General features: G+C 45.1%; 14 protein-coding genes and 5 tRNA genes. All 19 read left to right on the top strand.

Features of this window, described 5'->3' with window-relative positions; all coding sequences use genetic code 11:
• Complete coding sequence (locus G4Y78_RS25570) at positions 1 to 735, top strand: hypothetical protein (RefSeq protein ID WP_163835748.1); 735 nt, start codon at positions 1 to 3, stop codon at positions 733 to 735.
• 41 nt (positions 736 to 776) lie between these two features.
• A tRNA-Thr gene (locus G4Y78_RS25565) sits at positions 777 to 852 on the top strand.
• 48 nt (positions 853 to 900) lie between these two features.
• A tRNA-Tyr gene (locus tag G4Y78_RS25560) sits at positions 901 to 984 on the top strand.
• Positions 985 to 991: 7 nt separating this feature from the next.
• Positions 992 to 1,066, top strand: a tRNA-Gly gene (locus G4Y78_RS25555).
• A 27-nt stretch (positions 1,067 to 1,093) separates the two neighbouring features.
• Positions 1,094 to 1,169, top strand: a tRNA-Thr gene (locus tag G4Y78_RS25550).
• Between the two features lie 77 nt (positions 1,170 to 1,246).
• Entirely contained in the window at positions 1,247 to 2,440 is a 1,194-nt protein-coding gene (gene tuf, locus G4Y78_RS25545; RefSeq protein WP_163836601.1) for an elongation factor Tu, read from the top strand.
• 42 nt (positions 2,441 to 2,482) lie between these two features.
• Positions 2,483 to 2,558, top strand: a tRNA-Trp gene (locus tag G4Y78_RS25540).
• A 19-nt stretch (positions 2,559 to 2,577) separates the two neighbouring features.
• A complete protein-coding gene (gene secE, locus G4Y78_RS25535) occupies positions 2,578 to 2,949 on the top strand; it encodes a preprotein translocase subunit SecE (protein WP_163835746.1) in 372 nt (123 codons plus the stop codon).
• Positions 2,950 to 2,955: 6 nt separating this feature from the next.
• Entirely contained in the window at positions 2,956 to 3,489 is a 534-nt protein-coding gene (gene nusG, locus G4Y78_RS25530) for a transcription termination/antitermination protein NusG (RefSeq protein WP_163835744.1), read from the top strand.
• Positions 3,490 to 3,649: 160 nt separating this feature from the next.
• Positions 3,650 to 4,081, top strand: a complete 432-nt coding sequence (gene rplK / locus G4Y78_RS25525; protein WP_163835742.1) for a 50S ribosomal protein L11 — start codon at positions 3,650 to 3,652, stop codon at positions 4,079 to 4,081.
• Positions 4,081 to 4,776 carry a 50S ribosomal protein L1 gene (rplA, locus tag G4Y78_RS25520; protein ID WP_163835740.1) on the top strand — a complete coding sequence of 232 codons (696 nt, stop codon included), beginning with the start codon at positions 4,081 to 4,083 and terminating at the stop codon, positions 4,774 to 4,776. Before rplK ends, rplA begins: the two co-directional genes overlap by 1 nt.
• Before the next feature lie 236 nt (positions 4,777 to 5,012).
• Entirely contained in the window at positions 5,013 to 5,543 is a 531-nt protein-coding gene (rplJ, locus tag G4Y78_RS25515) for a 50S ribosomal protein L10 (RefSeq protein WP_163835738.1), read from the top strand.
• 64 nt (positions 5,544 to 5,607) lie between these two features.
• On the top strand, positions 5,608 to 5,982 hold the full coding sequence (rplL, locus tag G4Y78_RS25510; RefSeq protein ID WP_163835736.1) for a 50S ribosomal protein L7/L12: 375 nt from the start codon (positions 5,608 to 5,610) through the stop codon (positions 5,980 to 5,982).
• Positions 5,983 to 6,199: 217 nt separating this feature from the next.
• Complete coding sequence (gene rpoB / locus G4Y78_RS25505) at positions 6,200 to 10,276, top strand: DNA-directed RNA polymerase subunit beta (protein WP_163835735.1); 4,077 nt, start codon at positions 6,200 to 6,202, stop codon at positions 10,274 to 10,276.
• Positions 10,277 to 10,354: 78 nt separating this feature from the next.
• Positions 10,355 to 14,563, top strand: coding sequence for a DNA-directed RNA polymerase subunit beta' (gene rpoC, locus G4Y78_RS25500; protein ID WP_163835733.1), 4,209 nt, complete (start codon positions 10,355 to 10,357; stop codon positions 14,561 to 14,563).
• 156 nt (positions 14,564 to 14,719) lie between these two features.
• The gene (rpsL, locus tag G4Y78_RS25495; RefSeq protein ID WP_163835732.1) at positions 14,720 to 15,094 is read left to right on the top strand and encodes a 30S ribosomal protein S12; all 375 of its coding nucleotides are present in this window, start codon (positions 14,720 to 14,722) and stop codon (positions 15,092 to 15,094) included.
• Between the two features lie 120 nt (positions 15,095 to 15,214).
• Positions 15,215 to 15,685 (top strand): 30S ribosomal protein S7, encoded by a 471-nt coding sequence (gene rpsG, locus G4Y78_RS25490; RefSeq protein ID WP_163835730.1) that lies wholly within the window; start codon positions 15,215 to 15,217, stop codon positions 15,683 to 15,685.
• A gap of 18 nt (positions 15,686 to 15,703) precedes the next feature.
• The gene (fusA, locus tag G4Y78_RS25485) at positions 15,704 to 17,797 is read left to right on the top strand and encodes an elongation factor G (RefSeq protein WP_163835728.1); all 2,094 of its coding nucleotides are present in this window, start codon (positions 15,704 to 15,706) and stop codon (positions 17,795 to 17,797) included.
• Positions 17,798 to 17,834: 37 nt separating this feature from the next.
• Positions 17,835 to 19,028: an elongation factor Tu gene (tuf, locus tag G4Y78_RS25480; RefSeq protein WP_163835727.1), complete on the top strand. Its 1,194-nt coding sequence runs from the start codon at positions 17,835 to 17,837 to the stop codon at positions 19,026 to 19,028.
• Positions 19,029 to 19,078: the final 50 nt, after the last annotated feature.

The following is a 19,078-nucleotide window of genomic DNA, read 5'->3' as shown; positions in this document are numbered from 1 at the left end:
ATGCGTTGGATATTTATTTGCTTAGTGATAGCAAACTTAATTGTGGCAGGTTACCACTGGCATCAAGGTAACCAGACTACACCTACAAAAGATACAAGTTTACCGACTCATGCTAGCAGTAAAGTCGCCTCACTTACTTTGTTAGCAGAGTCTAATTTAAAGCCTCGTAAACGGAAAAATGATAATCCAACAGATGCTGGCAGTGCAGCTGATATCAACACAGCTACAGGCAACTCGATTGCTGATAAAGAGAAAGGGCAGTTCTGTGCCAGTATTGGTCCTATTACAGAGTCAAAAATACTTAAGCAAATTGAGCAGCGATTTCTAGCCATAGGTATTAAGCCTGCTCGAAATAATGTGCAGGTGAATACTGAGCCTGACTACTGGGTGTATATTAAACCGCTTATTTCAAGACGCGCGGCACTCAGAAAATTAAAAGAGTTAAAAGCACAAGGGCGCGACAGCTTTATTATCACCGATGGTGAATTAAAAAATGGCTTATCGTTAGGGCTGTTTACTAAGCAAAGCTCAGCACTGAATTTACAAAATGAAATGGCTTCAGCAGGCTATAATGTTGCTGTTAAAACGGTAGAGCGTTTTAAAGATGAAACCTGGTTAAATTTTTCGCCATCAGAGCTGGATTTAATTGCAGGCCAAGTATGGGTGAGTTTGGCTAATAATTATCCTTTTATAGAAAAAAGAAGAATTCGTTGTAAAGACGTTGCATCTTATTAGCTCTTCCCGTAGAATTGCGCCCGCGTTTAAGGGAGAGTGTTGCCGGTATAGCTCAGCTGGTAGAGCAACTGACTTGTAATCAGTAGGTCCTGGGTTCGACTCCTAGTGCCGGCACCAAATTAAGCTTGACAAAGCAAATTCTCTCAATATTATAAGCGTCTCCTTGGTGGGGTTCCCGAGCGGCCAAAGGGATCAGACTGTAAATCTGACGCGTAAGCTTCGCTGGTTCGAATCCAGCCCCCACCACCAAATTCAAGCGGGTGTCGTATAATGGCTATTACCTCAGCCTTCCAAGCTGATGATGCGGGTTCGATTCCCGCCACCCGCTCCAGATTTATACAATACAGTATTTAAAAAAGCTCATATAGCTCAGTCGGTAGAGCACTTCCTTGGTAAGGAAGAGGTCACCGGTTCAAATCCGGTTATGAGCTCCAGAGTTGGCAGATGATAAATAAAAAATCATCTGCTTTTTTGTGTAAGGTGGCGAATCTCTTAATGGGAGTTGGTCTCGATGGCTAAAGCAAAATTTGAACGTACCAAGCCGCATGTTAACGTGGGTACTATCGGCCACGTTGACCACGGTAAAACAACGCTAACTGCAGCATTAACTCGTGTATGCGCAGAAGCTTTTGGTGGTGAAGTAAAAGCATTCGATCAAATCGATAATGCCCCAGAAGAACGTGAGCGTGGTATTACTATCTCAACTGCACACGTTGAGTATGACTCTCCAATTCGTCACTATGCACACGTTGATTGTCCAGGACACGCTGACTATGTGAAAAACATGATCACTGGTGCGGCTCAAATGGACGGCGCTATCCTAGTTTGTTCTGCTGCTGATGGCCCCATGCCTCAGACTCGTGAGCACATCTTATTGTCTCGTCAGGTAGGTGTACCTTACATCGTTGTTTTCTTAAACAAAGCTGACATGGTAGACGACGAAGAGCTACTAGAGTTGGTCGAAATGGAAGTACGTGAGCTGTTAAGCCAGTATGACTTCCCAGGCGACGATACTCCAATCATCACAGGTTCTGCGCTAATGGCGTTAGAAGGTAAAGATGATAATGGTATGGGTACTTCTGCGGTTAAGAAACTGGTTGAGACTTTAGACGAGTACATCCCAGAGCCAGAGCGCGCTATCGATCAGCCATTCTTAATGCCTATCGAAGACGTATTCTCTATCTCTGGCCGTGGTACAGTAGTAACTGGTCGTGTAGAGCGTGGTATTGTTAAAGTTGGTGATGAAATTGAAATCATCGGTATCCGCGACACGCAAAAAACGACCTGTACTGGTGTAGAGATGTTTCGTAAGCTGCTTGACGAAGGTCGTGCAGGTGAGAACGTAGGTGTATTGTTACGTGGTACTAAGCGTGACGACGTAGAGCGTGGTCAAGTATTGGCTATTCCTGGCTCTATCACGCCACACACTAAGTTTGAATCAGAAGTATACGTACTGAGCAAAGACGAAGGTGGACGTCACACACCTTTCTTCAAAGGCTATCGTCCTCAGTTCTACTTCCGTACGACTGACGTAACAGGTGCGGTAGAGTTACCAGAAGGTGTTGAAATGGTAATGCCTGGTGACAATATTCAAATGAAAGTGACTTTGATTGCACCAATCGCTATGGAAGAAGGCTTGCGTTTCGCTATCCGTGAAGGTGGTCGTACTGTAGGTGCTGGTGTAGTAGCAAAAATTATTGAGTAAAGTTGAAATATGATGCTAGCTTTTAGCTAGCATCATGGTTATAGGCCAGTAGTTCAATTGGTAGAGCACCGGTCTCCAAAACCGGGGGTTGGGGGTTCGATTCCCTCCTGGCCTGCCATTTTTTAGAGCACCTAATCATGAATGCAAAGATTGAAGTTGAAAACCAAGGCCGTCTAGATGGTCTAAAGTGGTTTGTGGTATTTGCTGTTGTAGCTACGGGCGCCTACGGTAATTACTTTTATCAAAGTGAATCTTTGCTTTATCGTGTAATAGCCCTCCTCATTATAGGCTTAGTAGCTGGCTACATTGCCTTAACTACTGTTAAAGGTCATAAGTTCTGGACTTTAGTAAAAGATGCTAAGGTTGAAGTACGAAAAGTTGTTTGGCCAACTAAGCAAGAAACCGTTCAAACTACCATAATTGTTGTAGCTGTAGTTATTTTGATGGGAATTGTTTTGTGGCTAATTGATTGGGCATTGAATTCAATTATTAATGGTTTGATTGGGTAATCGCTCATGGCTAAGCGTTGGTATGTTGTGCATGCATATTCAGGATATGAAAAGCAGGTTATGCGTTCTATTAAAGAGCGTATTGAGTTGCACGACATGCAAGACTCATTTGGTGAGGTTTTAGTCCCCACTGAAGAAGTAGTAGAAATCAAAAGTGGCCAGAAGCGCAAAAGTGAGCGTAAGTTTTTTCCTGGTTATGTCTTAGTACAGATGGAAATGAACGATGACAGCTGGCACTTAATTAAAGATACCCCAAGAGTAATGGGCTTTATTGGTGGTACGGCAGATCGTCCTGCACCTATTACAGAGCGTGAAGCTCAAGCTATCTTGAAACGAGTGGAAGATGGCTCAGATAAGCCCAAACCAAAAACCTTATTTGAACCTGGTGAGGTTGTTCGGGTTATCGATGGCCCATTTGCAGATTTTAATGGTGTAGTTGAAGAAGTTAACTACGAGAAAAACAGGTTACAAGTTGCCGTATTAATATTTGGCCGTTCAACACCAGTTGAACTAGAATTTGTCCAAGTAGAAAAAGGCTAACAATTATTTTTTCAAAGGCCCGCACTGTGCTAACAGTGTGGGTCTTTATTGTCTGTCAAAAACATGACTGTCAAACAGGGGAGCTTGGTTAGTTAGACATAGTTTTCTTTTAATTGAAGCGTCTAAGTAATTAAGCGTTTAACCCATAAAGAGGTGAATAATGGCTAAGAAAGTAGAAGCTTATATCAAGCTGCAGGTAGCAGCTGGTCAAGCTAACCCAAGTCCACCAGTTGGTCCAGCATTGGGTCAGCATGGCGTTAATATTATGGAGTTTTGTAAAGCATTTAATGCCAAAACTCAAAGCATGGAACAGGGCATGCCAATTCCGGTTGTGATCACAGTTTATAGCGATCGCAGCTTTACCTTTGAGACTAAAACTCCACCAGCTTCTGTGTTATTGAAAAAAGCAGCTAAGTTGAAAAAAGGCAGTGGCCGCCCTAACACTGAAAAAGTGGGTACTGTGACTCGTGAGCAACTAGAAGAGATCGCTAAAACTAAAGAGCCTGACTTAACGGCAGCTGATCTTGATGCAGCGGTTAGAACAATCGCTGGTAGTGCTCGCAGCATGGGCTTAAATGTGGAGGGTGTGTAATGGCCAAGTTATCTAAGCGCGCAAAAGCCATTGCTGAGAAGATTGATCGTACAAAAGCTTACCCTATTCAAGAAGCTGCTCAGTTATTAGCTGAAATCTCTACAGTTAAGTTTACTGAATCTTTTGATGTTTCCGTTAACTTAGGTGTCGATCCTCGCAAATCTGATCAAGTTGTTCGTGGTTCTACTGTACTGCCTAACGGTACGGGTAAAGACGTGCGTGTTGCAGTATTTACCCAAGGCCCAAATGCTGATGCAGCTAAAGAAGCCGGTGCTGATATCGTTGGTATGGATGATTTGGCAGCTGAAGTAAAAGGCGGCAACTTAAACTTTGATGTTGTTATTGCCTCTCCTGATGCAATGCGTGTTGTTGGTCAGTTAGGACAAATTCTTGGCCCGCGTGGCCTGATGCCAAACCCGAAAGTGGGTACTGTAACCCCTAACGTAGCTGAGGCAGTAAAAAATGCTAAAGCTGGTCAGGTCAGATACCGCACAGACAAAAACGGAATTATCCACTGTGGCGTTGGTAAAGTAGGTTTTGCAGCAGATGCAGTTAAGCAAAATATTGAAGCTTTATTGGCTGATTTGAAAAAAGCCAAGCCTGCTTCTGCTAAAGGCGTCTACATGAAGAAAGTGACCCTATCTACAACGATGGGGCCTGGCTTGACAATAGATATATCAAGCTTAGACGCGTAACAGACTTTGGGGCTCTTGCTTATCTTGAATATTAATTAATTTTTAAGATAAGACAGGAGCCGTCAAAGACCGTAGGTGCTGACTTTTTATTTTTAAAAAATCAGCTTAATTCTCCTACGCAGACGGTGTAGCTTCATTATCCAATGAGCCCTTCACCGTATTCTTAAGTAAAAGACAGTTGTTTTATACAATTGTTTCTTACTAAAACAGAAATTCCTTTTTTAGGAGTAAAGCCAATGGCATTAAAACTCGAAGACAAGAAAGCGATTGTCGCTGAGGTCAACGAGGCTGCCAAAAGCGCTTTATCAGCAGTAATCGCTGATTACCGTGGTTTAACGGTTGATCAGATGACTGCACTCCGCAAGCAAGCTCGTGAAGGCAGCGTTTATTTAAAAGTTGTCCGTAACACACTTGCTCGCCGCGCAGTTGAAGGCACTGATTATGAGTGTCTGCAAGAAGCGTTAACTGGTCCAACAGTAATTGCTTTCTCTAACGAAGATCCAGGTGCAGCTGCACGTGTAATTCAAGACTTCGCTAAAGAAAACAAAGAACTGGAAGTAAAAGCATTATCAATTGGTGGTCAATTACTTGGCCCAGAGCAAATTGATGTGCTGGCGAAGATGCCTACTTTGGATCAGGCTCGCGCAATGCTGATGAGTGTAATGATTGCACCAGTAACCAAGCTGGCACGTACTCTAAACGAGTTCCCAGCGAAGATTACCCGTGCAGTGGCAGCGGTTCGCGACCAGAAGAAAGAAGCAGCTTAATTTTATTAATTAGCTGTTTTTTACAAGTTTGGTTTTACCTACAGATTTTTAGGAGATTAGAGTAATGGCTCTGTCTAAAGAAGATATCTTAAATGCAATTGCTGAAATGAGCGTAATGGAAGTTGTTGAGCTTGTTGAAGCAATGGAAGACAAATTCGGTGTTTCTGCTGCTGCTGCAGTTGCTGCTGCTCCTGTAGCTGCTGGCGATGCTCCAGCCGCTGAAGAGCAAACTGAATTTGACGTAATTCTAGCTAGCGCTGGTGACAAGAAAGTGAACGTAATCAAAGCTGTTCGCGGTATCACTGGTCTTGGCTTGAAAGAAGCTAAAGCTTTAGTTGACGGTGCACCTGCTCCTGTTAAAGAAGGTGCTACTAAAGAAGAAGCTGAAGACGCTAAGAAACAGCTGGAAGAAGCTGGTGCAACTGTGGAAGTTAAGTAATTCCAAAGATTGCATAAATTCTTTTCCAATTTGGCTGGTACCAGGTGGTGCCGGCCTTTTGCTGTTGCAAGCTCAGCAATATACAGCTGGCGTTGCACAACTACAGCATACAGATGCTGCTTAAAAGGACAATACTTTAGTTCTTATTTTCACTGCGCGCTTATTTACGACATAGGTAAATGTGCTGGTTAGCAGGTGACCAAGCTGGGGAACGCTAATGGCTTACTCATATACTGAGAAAAAACGTATCCGTAAGGACTTCGGCAAACTGCCGCATGTTATGGATATTCCTTATCTCCTGGCAATTCAGCTTGATTCTTACCGCAAGTTTCTTCAGGCAGGAGTCAGCTCGAATCAACGTAACGACTTTGGTTTACATGCCGCCTTTAAGTCAGTTTTTCCAATCGTAAGTTACTCAGGTAGTGCGGCACTTGAGTACGTAGGTTACAAGCTGGGTGAACCGGCTTTTGATGTTAAAGAGTGTCAGCTCCGTGGCGTCACTTATGCTGTTCCGCTTCGAGTTAAGGTCCGCCTGATTATTTACGATAAGGATTCGGCAAACAAAGCAATCAAAGACATTAAAGAGCAAGAAGTTTACATGGGAGAAATCCCATTAATGACTGAAAACGGTACCTTTGTAATTAACGGTACTGAGCGGGTGATCGTGTCCCAGCTGCATCGTTCGCCTGGGGTCTTCTTTGATCATGACCGTGGTAAAACCCACTCTTCAGGTAAATTGCTCTACTCCGCACGGATTATTCCTTATCGTGGCTCTTGGTTGGATTATGAATTTGATCCAAAAGATTTGCTTTATGTGCGTATCGACCGTCGCCGTAAGTTGCCAGCATCAATATTGCTGAGAGCTTTAGGATATTCGTCAGAGCAAATCCTGGATATGTTCTTCGATACCAATAAATTCCACATCAGTGATGATGGCGTATCGATGGAACTGGTACCTGAGCGCTTGCGTGGTGAAGCAGCTAGCTTTGATATTAAAGACGTCGACGGTAGTGTTATTGTTGAGCAAGGCCGCAGGATTACTGCTCGTCATATTCGTCAGATGCAAAAGTCTAACTTGAAGACACTTGATGCGCCGACTGAATATTTGCTTGGTAAAACTATTGCCACTGATATTTTCGACTCAGCAACAGGAGAAGTATTATTTAATTGTAATGCTGAAATTACCCTGGAAGTGCTGGAGAAGTTAATTGCTAAAGGCATAAAAACAATTGAGACGTTATACATTAATGACCTTGATTGTGGTCCTTATATTTCAGATACCGTAAAAGCTGATAATACGACAAGTCAGCTTGAAGCTTTAGTTGAAATTTATCGAATGATGCGTCCTGGTGAGCCACCAACCAAAGAGGCGGCAGAAGCATTATTTGAAAACCTGTTTTTCTCTCCTGAGCGTTATGACTTATCTGGCGTAGGTCGGATGAAATTTAATCGCCGGTTGGGTCGCAAAGATGACCAAGGCCAGGGTGTGCTTGATAACAGTGACATTATTGATGTTATGAAGACCTTGGTAGACATCCGTAATGGTAAAGGTCAGGTGGATGATATTGACCACTTAGGCAACCGTCGGATTCGTAGCGTTGGGGAGATGGCTGAAAACCAATTCCGTGTTGGTTTGGTTCGGGTAGAGCGTGCCGTAAAAGAGCGTCTAAGCATGGCTGAGTCTGAAGGCCTAATGCCTCAAGATTTGATTAATGCTAAGCCTGTAGCAGCTGCTATTAAAGAGTTTTTTGGCTCTAGCCAGCTGTCTCAGTTTATGGACCAAAACAACCCATTGTCTGAGGTCACTCACAAGCGTCGTGTTTCTGCGCTTGGCCCAGGTGGTTTGACTCGTGAGCGCGCAGGCTTTGAGGTGCGTGACGTACACCCAACTCACTATGGTCGGGTTTGTCCTATCGAAACGCCTGAAGGTCCAAATATTGGTTTGATCAACTCTTTGGCTACTTATGCCAGAACCAATGCCTTCGGTTTCCTTGAGTCGCCTTATCGAAAAGTAGTTGATGGTGTGGTTACAGATGAAATTGACTACCTTTCTGCTATTGAAGAAAGTGAATATGTAATAGCCCAGGCTAATGCGCCTTTAGATGAAGACCGTAGGCTGGTAAATGAGCTGGTAAACGTTCGTCATAAGAATGAGTTTACCCTGATGCCCCCAGAAAACGTTCAGTATATGGACGTCTCTCCACGTCAGGTGGTTTCTGTGGCAGCTTCATTGATTCCGTTCCTGGAGCACGATGATGCTAACCGGGCATTGATGGGATCAAACATGCAACGTCAAGCTGTGCCTACTTTGATCTCAGAGAAGCCATTGGTTGGTACAGGCATGGAGCGCAATGTAGCTAGCGACTCTGGTGTTTGCGTGGTTGCTAAGCGTGGTGGGGTGATTGAATCTGTTGATGCGGCACGGATTGTTGTTCGGGTTAATGAAGACGAGTTGATCACTGGTGAGGCAGGGGTGGAAATCTACAACCTGACTAAATACACCCGTTCTAACCAAAACACTTGTATTAACCAGCGTCCATTGGTGAGCACTGGTGATCAGGTGACCCGTGGTGATATTTTGGCTGATGGTCCATCTGTTGATATGGGTGAGCTAGCACTTGGTCAGAATATGCGTGTGGCTTTCATGCCTTGGAATGGCTACAACTTCGAGGACTCGATCTTAGTTTCTGAGCGTGTGGTTCAAGAAGACCGTTTCACTACTATTCACATTCAAGAAATGACCTGTGTAGCTCGAGATACCAAGCTTGGTTCTGAGGAAATTACTTCAGATATTCCTAATGTTGGTGAGGGTGCGCTGTCTAAACTGGATGAATCAGGCATTGTTTATGTCGGTGCTGAAGTCGGTGCAGGCGATATTCTGGTTGGTAAAGTGACACCTAAAGGTGAAACTCAGCTAACACCAGAAGAGAAGTTATTGCGTGCAATTTTTGGTGAAAAAGCTTCTGACGTTAAAGATACTTCTTTACGAGTTCCTACCAGCGTAAAAGGCACAGTAATTGACGTACAAGTCTTTACTCGTGATGGCGTTGAAAAAGATCCTCGTGCCCTTGCTATAGAAAAAGCTCAACTTGATGAAGTGCGTAAAGACTTAAACGAAGAATTTCGTATTGTCGAGACTGCTACTTTTGAGCGCTTAAGGGCTGCTTTGGTTGGGCAAAAAGCAGAAGGTGGAACAAACCTTAAGAAAGGCGATGAAATCACCAACGAGTATCTGGATGAGCTTGAGCATCGTAACTGGTTTAAGCTGCGGATGGTTAATGATGCCCTTAACGATCAGCTAGAAGCAGCTCAGGAACAATTGCAAGAGCGTCGTGACCAGTTAGATCAGCGCTTTGAAGACAAGAAGAAAAAGCTTCAGTGTGGCGATGATCTGGCTCCAGGCGTACTAAAAATCGTTAAAGTTTATCTGGCTATCAAACGCCGTATTCAGCCTGGTGACAAGATGGCTGGTCGTCATGGTAACAAGGGGGTTATCTCGGTCATTATGCCGATTGAGGATATGCCCTATGACGAGCAAGGCAATCCAGTAGACATCGTACTTAACCCACTGGGTGTACCGTCGCGGATGAACGTTGGGCAGATTCTTGAAACTCACCTTGGTTTGGCAGCCAAGGGCTTGGGTGAAAAAATTGATCAGATGGTCAAAGCCCAGCAGTCGATCGCTGAACTGAGAAACTTCTTGAAGAAGGTTTACAACGAAGTAGGTGAAGGGCGTTACGAAGATCTCGACAATTTCTCAGACGAAGAAATACTTGAGCTAGCACGCAACCTTCGTGGAGGTGTGCCAATGGCTACACAGGTGTTCGACGGTGCTAGAGAAGAGGAAATCAAGGCGTTGCTAAGATTAGCGGATATGCCTGATTCTGGTCAGATGGTGCTTCACGATGGTCGGACGGGTGATCAGTTTGATCGACCAGTAACGGTTGGTTATATGTACATGCTAAAACTCAACCACTTGGTTGACGATAAGATGCATGCACGTTCAACTGGATCATACAGTCTAGTAACGCAGCAACCGCTTGGTGGTAAAGCCCAGTTTGGTGGCCAGCGTTTCGGTGAGATGGAGGTATGGGCGCTGGAAGCATACGGTGCTGCATATACTCTGCAAGAGATGCTGACAGTTAAGTCTGATGACGTAGCGGGTCGGACCAAAATGTACAAAAACATTGTTGACGGCGACCACCGAATGGAAGCGGGCATGCCAGAGTCATTCAATGTGTTGGTGAAAGAGATTCGTTCGCTAGGTATTGATATTGAGCTGGAAAGCGAATAGTCCACGTGACCAAAACCTAATTGCGGCGCGGGAGCCTGAGGGCTCCCGGAATCAATAACTCCGCTGGGAGAGATAGCCTTGAAAGATTTATTAAACCTGCTGAAGTCTCAAGGGCAGTCAGAAGAATTTGACTCCATTCGCATTGGTTTGGCTTCACCAGAAATGATTCGGTCCTGGTCATATGGTGAGGTGAAAAAGCCTGAAACCATTAACTATCGTACCTTCAAACCTGAGCGTGATGGTCTTTTCTGTGCCAAGATTTTTGGCCCAGTTAAAGATTATGAGTGCTTGTGTGGTAAGTACAAGCGCTTAAAGCATCGTGGTGTGATTTGTGAGAAGTGTGGGGTAGAAGTTGCACTTTCTAAAGTGCGTCGTGACCGGATGGGTCATATTGAGTTAGCTAGCCCTGTTGCGCATATCTGGTTCTTGAAGTCTCTGCCATCCAGAATTGGCTTAATGCTGGATATGACTCTGCGTGACATTGAACGAGTACTCTATTTTGAGTCATATGTGGTTATCGATCCAGGTATGACTACGCTTGAGCGTGGCCAGCTGCTGAATGATGAAGAATACTATGACTCGTTAGAAGAGTTTGGTGATGACTTCGATGCCAAAATGGGGGCAGAAGCTATTCAAGCATTACTTCTGGATATTGACCTTGAGCAAGAAGTGCAAGAGTTACGTGAAGAAATTCCTAACACCAACTCTGAGACCAAGATTAAGAAACTATCTAAGCGTCTGAAACTGTTAGAAGCTTTCCATAAGTCAGATAACAACCCAGAGTGGATGATTCTGAAGGTTCTGCCTGTATTGCCACCTGACTTACGACCACTGGTACCACTTGATGGCGGTCGCTTTGCTACATCAGATCTTAACGACCTGTATCGTCGGGTAATCAACCGAAACAACCGTCTTAAGCGTCTATTGGACTTAAGTGCGCCGGATATTATCGTTCGTAACGAAAAGCGGATGCTGCAAGAGTCTGTTGATGCATTGTTGGATAACGGTCGTCGCGGTCGTGCTATTACAGGCTCTAACAAGCGCCCACTGAAATCGTTGGCTGATATGATCAAAGGTAAGCAGGGTCGTTTCCGTCAGAACCTGCTAGGTAAGCGTGTTGACTACTCGGGTCGTTCGGTAATCGTGGTTGGCCCAACTTTGCGTCTGCATCAGTGTGGTTTGCCTAAGAAAATGGCGCTTGAGTTATTCAAGCCTTTTATCTTCGGTAAGTTAGAGCACCGTGGCCTGGCGACAACGATTAAAGCTGCCAAGAAAATGGTAGAGCGGGAAACGCCAGAAGTATGGGATATCCTAGCTGAAGTCATTCGTGAACACCCAGTATTGCTTAACCGGGCGCCAACCCTACACCGTTTGGGTATCCAAGCGTTTGAGCCAGTTCTAATTGAAGGTAAAGCAATTCAATTGCACCCATTAGTGTGTGCGGCTTACAACGCAGACTTTGATGGCGACCAAATGGCTGTTCACGTGCCTTTAACAATTGAGGCCCAGCTTGAGTCTCGCGCCTTGATGATGTCAACCAACAACGTGTTGGCACCAGCTAATGGTGAGCCAATTATCGTGCCATCGCAAGACGTGGTTCTTGGTCTTTACTACATGACTCGTGACCGCATCAATGCAAAAGGCGAGGGCATGGCATTTAAAGACATAAAAGAAGTCAGCCGTGCTTATGGTGCAGGTCAGGCAGAGTTGCATGCCAAAGTTAAAGTGCGAATTAAGGAAACTATTAAAGATCTGCAAGGCAATGTTTCTAAAGCAACTCGGATTGTCGATACTACTGTAGGTCGGGCCTTGCTTTTCGAAATTTGCCCAGAGGGTATGCCCTTTGACCTGGTTAACCAGGCAATGAAGAAAAAGTCTATTTCTAAGCTGATTAATACTTGCTACCGCAATGTTGGCTTGAAAGAGAGCGTTATCTTTGCTGACCAGCTGATGTATATGGGCTTTTCTTATGCGACTAAATCTGGCGCGTCTATTGGGGTAAATGACTTCGTAATTCCAGATGAAAAGCTGGAAATCATTGATGCTGCTTCTGATGAAGTAAAAGAAATTGAAAGCCAGTTTGCTTCTGGTCTGGTAACCCAGGGTGAGAAGTACAACAAGGTGATTGATATCTGGTCTCGTGCCAACGAGTTAGTTGCCAAGAAAATGATGGAAAACTTGGGCTCTGATGACGTAGTTAACCGTGAAGGTAAAACTGTGCAACAAGAGTCGTTCAACTCTGTTTACATGATGGCAGACTCAGGTGCTCGGGGTAGTGCTGCACAGATTCGTCAGTTAGCGGGGATGCGTGGTTTGATGGCGAAGCCAGATGGCTCAATCATCGAGACACCAATTACTGCAAACTTCCGTGAAGGTTTGAACGTACTACAGTACTTTATCTCTACCCACGGTGCGCGGAAAGGTTTAGCGGATACAGCGCTTAAAACAGCAAACTCTGGTTATCTAACCCGTCGTTTAGTGGATGTTGCTCAAGATTTGGTAGTTACAGAACCTGATTGTGGTACTGATAATGGCTTGACCATGACTCCGCATATTGAAGGTGGTGATGTAGTTGAACCACTGGGTGAGCGTATCTTGGGTCGAGTAGTAGCTGCCGATGTACCGAAGCCTGGCTCTGATGGTGAAATCGCTATTCCAGCAGGGACTTTGATTGATGAGGCCTGGGTTGAAAAGCTGGAAGCGATGAACGTAGACGAGATGGTCGTTCGCTCTCCGATTACTTGTGACACTCGTTTTGGTATCTGCTCAAGCTGTTATGGTCGTGACCTTGGCCGTGGCCACTTAGTTAACGTGGGTGAGGCAATTGGAGTAATCGCTGCTCAGTCGATCGGTGAGCCAGGAACACAGTTGACGATGCGTACCTTCCACATTGGTGGTGCGGCTTCAAGAACATCTGCAACCGATAACGTACAGGTGAAAAACGCCGGTACTATCCGTCTACACAACATGAAATTTGTTGAGCGTAAGGATGGCAACATTGTTGCGACCTCTCGTTCAGGTGAGTTGGCGTTGGCTGATGAGTTTGGTCGTGAGCGTGAGCGCTACAAGCTGCCATATGGTGCGGTACTGTCAGTTAAAGATGGCACTAAGGTAGACGCAGGCCAAGTGGTGGCTAAGTGGGATCCACACACTCACCCAATTGTTGCTGAGCTAGCTGGTACTGTTTCGTTCTCAGGCATGGACGACGGTATTACCATCAAGCGTCAAACTGATGAGTTTACTGGCTTATCCAACATTGAAGTAATCGATCCTAAAGATCGTCCAACTTCAGGTAAAGACATCCGTCCAGCTATTCAATTATTGGATAGTAATGGTAAAGAGCTGAAAATGCCTGGTAGCGATATGCCGGCGCAATACTTCTTGCCAGCAAATGCGCTAGTTACCCTGACTGACAACGCTAAAGTGGAGGTCGGTGATGTAATCGCGCGGATTCCGCAAGCGACTTCAGGTAACAAGGATATTACGGGTGGTCTGCCTCGAGTAGCTGACTTGTTTGAAGCGCGTAAGCCAAAAGAGTCTGCAATTTTGGCAGAAATCAGCGGTACTATCAGTTTCGGTAAAGAAACTAAGGGTAAAAAGCGCTTAGTAATTACTTCGCCTGATGGTGATAATTACGAAGAGTTGATTCCAAAATGGCGTCATCTCAACGTATTCGAGGGTGAACAGGTTACAAAAGGTGAGGTTGTTTCTGATGGCCCATCTAACCCTCACGACATCTTGCGCCTATTGGGTGTGAGTGAGTTAGCTAAATATATCGTTAATGAAATTCAAGACGTATACCGTCTCCAAGGGGTAAAAATTAACGATAAGCATATTGAAGTTATTTTACGGCAGATGTTACGTAAAGCTGAGATTACCGAATCTGGTGACTCAAACTTTATTAAAGGCGAACAGTTAGAATACACGTCAATTCTTGAAGAAAATGAAAGCTTAGGCTCGGATAATAAATTCCCAGCCAAGTGTGAGCGAGTATTGTTGGGTATTACTAAAGCATCGCTGGCAACAGAGTCCTTTATTTCTGCTGCATCCTTCCAGGAAACAACGCGGGTGCTAACAGAAGCAGCGGTTACGGGTAAACAAGACTTCTTGCGTGGTCTGAAAGAAAACGTTGTAGTTGGACGTTTGATTCCTGCAGGAACGGGCTTGGCTTACCACTCTGAACGCCGCCGTAAACGTGAACTGGAAGAACTGAAGGCCAGTGCTAAAGTGAGTGCTAGTGATGTTGAGCAAGCACTAAGTGAAGCACTGAACTCAAGCAGTTCATAAGCGAAATCAACTTTTAGAGTGTGTGGATTATAGTCATTTACTTGACTCAGATTTGTACACTCATTAAAATTTCGCGTCTTTTTCGGCAGGTTTATATACCTGCCGAATTTTGTTGTCTCTTCATCAAAAAATGAAAGTAAATTGGAGTTTGCTTAAATGGCTACCATTAACCAGTTGGTACGCAAGCCTCGCAAACGCAAAGTAGCTAAAAGTGACGTGCCTGCTTTGCAGAGCTGTCCTCAGCGGCGTGGCGTTTGTACCCGGGTTTATACTACTACCCCTAAGAAGCCTAACTCAGCGCTTCGTAAAGTTTGCCGTGTGCGCTTAACGAATGGCTTTGAGGTTACTTCTTACATCGGCGGTGAAGGCCACAACTTGCAAGAGCACAGTGTGGTACTGATTCGTGGTGGACGGGTAAAAGATTTGCCAGGTGTGCGCTATCACACAGTACGTGGCAGCTTGGATACTCAAGGTGTTAACGATCGTAAACAAGGTCGTTCTAAGTATGGTACCAAGCGTCCTAAGTCTTAATAGACTGAATTTTAGATAAGAGTAAGGCTAAGTGCGTTCCTGTTGTGTCAGTAACTGAGTTACTGCGCAAGGTAATGTGTCTTAGGCTATCCTGAAGACCAGATTTTTTGAGAGCTTATCATGCCAAGAAGACGAGTCGTCGCAAAAAGAGAAATCCTACCTGATCCCAAGTTTGGAAATCAGACGTTAGCGAAGTTTATTAACCACGTAATGATCAGTGGTAAAAAATCCGTTGCTGAGCGGATTGTTTATGGTGCTTTAGATAAAGTGCAAGAGCGCGGTAAAGGCGAACCAATAGATTTATTTGAAAAAGCACTAGAAGCTATTGCTCCGATGGTTGAGGTTAAATCACGTCGTGTGGGTGGTGCTACTTATCAGGTACCTGTAGAAGTGCGTCCTTCTCGTCGTACAGCGTTAGCAATGCGCTGGCTGGTTGACGCTGCTCGTAAGCGTGGCGAAAAATCGATGGCTTTACGTCTGGCTGGTGAAATGCTAGATGCAGCAGAAGGTAAAGGTGCCGCTGTTAAGAAACGTGAAGATGTCCATCGTATGGCTGAGGCCAACAAAGCCTTCTCTCATTACCGTTTCTAATGACCAGGGGATAGTATCGTGGCTCGTAAAACTCCCATTAGCCGTTACCGCAATATCGGTATCTGTGCTCACGTTGATGCTGGTAAAACCACGACAACTGAGCGTGTTCTGTTCTATACCGGGGTATCTCATAAAATTGGTGAGGTACACGACGGCGCCGCCACTATGGACTGGATGGAACAGGAACAGGAGCGTGGTATCACCATCACTTCTGCTGCAACCACTTGTTTCTGGAGTGGTATGAATCAGCAGTTTGATGAGCATCGTATCAATATCATCGATACTCCAGGACACGTTGACTTTACTATTGAGGTAGAGCGTTCACTGCGTGTGCTTGATGGTGCTGTAGTTGTTCTTTGTGGGTCTTCTGGTGTGCAGCCGCAAACAGAAACTGTTTGGCGTCAGGCAAACAAATACGAAGTACCTCGTATGGTATTCGTAAACAAAATGGACCGGGCTGGTGCAGACTTCTTTATGGTTGTCGATCAGTTGGTTGATCGTTTGGGCGCTAATGCCGTGCCGATCCAAATCAATATCGGTGCTGAAGATGAGTTTAAAGGGGTAGTTGACCTGATTCGAATGAAAGCCATCATGTGGAATGAGGCTGATCAGGGCATGACCTATGAGTTGGAAGATATTCCAGCTGACTTGCAAGATGTTGCAGATGAGTGGCGTGAAAAAATGCTTGAAGCTGCTGCAGAAGCAACTGAAGAGCTGATGGAGAAATACCTGGAAGAAGGCGATCTGTCAGCCGAAGAAATTAAGCAAGGCTTGCGTAAGCGTACTCTGGATAACGAAGTTGTCTTGGTTGCTTGTGGCTCGGCTTTCAAAAACAAAGGTGTTCAGGCGGTACTGGATGCGGTTGTTGAGTACTTACCATCTCCAACAGATGTAAAAGCAATTGAAGGTGTGCTTGAAGATGAAGAGACTGTCGAAACCCGTGAGGCTGACGACAATGCACCTTTTGCTGCGCTGGCATTTAAAATTGCTACTGACCCGTTCGTAGGTACACTGACATTCGTTCGAGTTTACTCAGGTAAAGTTTCTTCTGGTGACTCTGTTTTCAATCCGGTTAAGCACAAGAAAGAGCGTATTGGTCGGATGGTGCAAATGCACTCTAATAACCGTGAAGAGTTAAAAGAGGTATTAGCGGGTGACATCGTGGCATTGATTGGCCTTAAAGATGTAACTACAGGTGATACTTTATGTGCTCATGACAGCATCATTACGCTTGAGCGGATGGAGTTCCCTGAGCCTGTTATCTCTGTAGCGGTTGAGCCAAAATCAAAAGCAGACCAGGAAAAAATGGGTATTGCTTTAGGTAAGCTGGCTCAAGAAGACCCTTCATTCCGTGTTTGGACAGATGAAGAGTCTGGTCAAACTATCATCGCAGGTATGGGTGAGCTTCACCTGGATATCATCGTTGACCGGATGAAGCGTGAGTTTAAAGTAGAGGCGAACATCGGTAAGCCTCAGGTAGCTTATCGTGAGCGTCTACGTAGCTCTGTTGTTGCCGACCATAAATTTGCTCGTCAAACCGGTGGTCGTGGTCAATATGGTCACGTTGTTATTGAATTTTCGCCATCTGAAGAAGAGGGCTTGGAGTTTGTTAACGAAATCGTGGGTGGTGTAATTCCGAAAGAATACATTCCAGCGATTCAAAAGGGTATCGAAGAGCAAATGCAAAATGGTGTGATAGCTGGCTATCCACTATTAGGCTTGAAAGCTCGTTTGTATGATGGCTCTTTCCATGACGTTGACTCCAACGAAATGGCATTTAAAATCGCTGCTTCTCAGGCGCTGAAGAAATATGCACCACAGGCAAGCCCAGTTCTACTTGAGCCTATGATGAAGGTTGAGGTGGTCACTCCTGAAGACTACATGGGGGATGTGATGGGTGACTTGAACCGCCGTCGCGGTATTGTTCAGGGGATGGAAGATAGCACTTCTGGCAAAATCGTTCGTGCTCAAGTGCCTCTTGGTGAAATGTTTGGCTATGCCACCGATTTGCGCTCAGCAACACAAGGCCGTGCAACATACTCTATGGAGTTTGAAGACTACGCAGAGGCGCCAGCTAGTATTGCTGAAGCAGTTACTAAGACCCAAGCTTAATCAGATCGCTGATATTTGAATAAGGTATATTTTAAAAATGGCAAAAGCAAAATTTGAACGTAATAAGCCCCACGTAAACGTAGGTACTATCGGCCACGTTGACCACGGTAAAACAACGCTAACTGCAGCATTAACTCGTGTATGCGCAGAAGCTTTTGGTGGTGAAGTAAAAGCATTCGATCAAATCGATAATGCCCCTGAAGAGCGTGAGCGTGGTATTACTATCTCAACTGCGCACGTTGAGTATGACTCTCCAGTTCGTCACTATGCACACGTTGACTGTCCAGGACACGCTGACTATGTGAAAAACATGATCACTGGTGCGGCTCAAATGGACGGCGCTATTCTAGTTTGTTCTGCTGCTGATGGCCCCATGCCTCAGACTCGTGAGCACATCTTATTGTCTCGTCAGGTAGGTGTACCTTACATCGTTGTTTTCTTAAACAAAGCTGACATGGTAGACGACGAAGAGCTGCTAGAGTTGGTCGAAATGGAAGTGCGTGAGCTGTTAAGCCAGTATGACTTCCCGGGCGACGATACTCCAATCATCACAGGTTCTGCGCTAATGGCGTTAGAAGGTAAAGATGATAATGGTATGGGTACTTCTGCGGTTAAGAAACTGGTCGAGACTTTAGACGAGTACATCCCAGAGCCAGAGCGTGCTATCGATCAGCCATTCTTAATGCCTATCGAAGACGTATTCTCTATCTCTGGCCGTGGTACAGTAGTAACTGGTCGTGTAGAGCGTGGTATTGTTAAAGTTGGTGATGAAATTGAAATCATCGGTATCCGCGACACGCAAAAAACGACCTGTACTGGTGTAGAGATGTTCCGTAAGCTGCTTGACGAAGGTCGTGCAGGTGAGAACGTCGGTGTATTGTTACGTGGTACTAAGCGTGACGACGTAGAGCGTGGTCAAGTATTGGCTATTCCTGGCTCTATCACGCCACACACTAAGTTTGAATCAGAAGTATACGTACTGAGCAAAGACGAAGGTGGGCGTCATACACCTTTCTTCAAAGGCTATCGTCCTCAGTTCTACTTCCGTACGACTGACGTAACAGGTGCGGTAGAATTGCCAGAAGGTGTTGAAATGGTAATGCCTGGTGACAACATTCAAATGAAAGTTGAGCTGATTGCGCCAATCGCAATGGAAGAAGGCTTGCGCTTCGCTATTCGTGAAGGTGGTCGTACCGTTGGTGCTGGTGTAGTAGCAAAAATTATTGAGTAAGCTAACTTAATAATTGGCTGTAACAAAAGAGGCCCTCTCTTAGGAGTATG

This window comes from Spartinivicinus ruber, assembly GCF_011009015.1.
Lineage (GTDB): Bacteria > Pseudomonadota > Gammaproteobacteria > Pseudomonadales > Zooshikellaceae > Spartinivicinus > Spartinivicinus ruber.
Note: the sequence above shows the minus strand (reverse complement) of the source record. Positions and strands in the feature narration are given on the sequence as shown.

Coding starts and splice junctions, on each gene's coding strand:
- G4Y78_RS25570 (WP_163835748.1), top strand. CDS start 1: ATGCGTTGGATATTTATTTGCTTAGTGATAGCAAACTTAATTGTGGCA.
- tuf (WP_163836601.1), top strand. CDS start 1,247: ATGGCTAAAGCAAAATTTGAACGTACCAAGCCGCATGTTAACGTGGGT.
- secE (WP_163835746.1), top strand. CDS start 2,578: ATGAATGCAAAGATTGAAGTTGAAAACCAAGGCCGTCTAGATGGTCTA.
- nusG (WP_163835744.1), top strand. CDS start 2,956: ATGGCTAAGCGTTGGTATGTTGTGCATGCATATTCAGGATATGAAAAG.
- rplK (WP_163835742.1), top strand. CDS start 3,650: ATGGCTAAGAAAGTAGAAGCTTATATCAAGCTGCAGGTAGCAGCTGGT.
- rplA (WP_163835740.1), top strand. CDS start 4,081: ATGGCCAAGTTATCTAAGCGCGCAAAAGCCATTGCTGAGAAGATTGAT.
- rplJ (WP_163835738.1), top strand. CDS start 5,013: ATGGCATTAAAACTCGAAGACAAGAAAGCGATTGTCGCTGAGGTCAAC.
- rplL (WP_163835736.1), top strand. CDS start 5,608: ATGGCTCTGTCTAAAGAAGATATCTTAAATGCAATTGCTGAAATGAGC.
- rpoB (WP_163835735.1), top strand. CDS start 6,200: ATGGCTTACTCATATACTGAGAAAAAACGTATCCGTAAGGACTTCGGC.
- rpsL (WP_163835732.1), top strand. CDS start 14,720: ATGGCTACCATTAACCAGTTGGTACGCAAGCCTCGCAAACGCAAAGTA.
- rpsG (WP_163835730.1), top strand. CDS start 15,215: ATGCCAAGAAGACGAGTCGTCGCAAAAAGAGAAATCCTACCTGATCCC.
- tuf (WP_163835727.1), top strand. CDS start 17,835: ATGGCAAAAGCAAAATTTGAACGTAATAAGCCCCACGTAAACGTAGGT.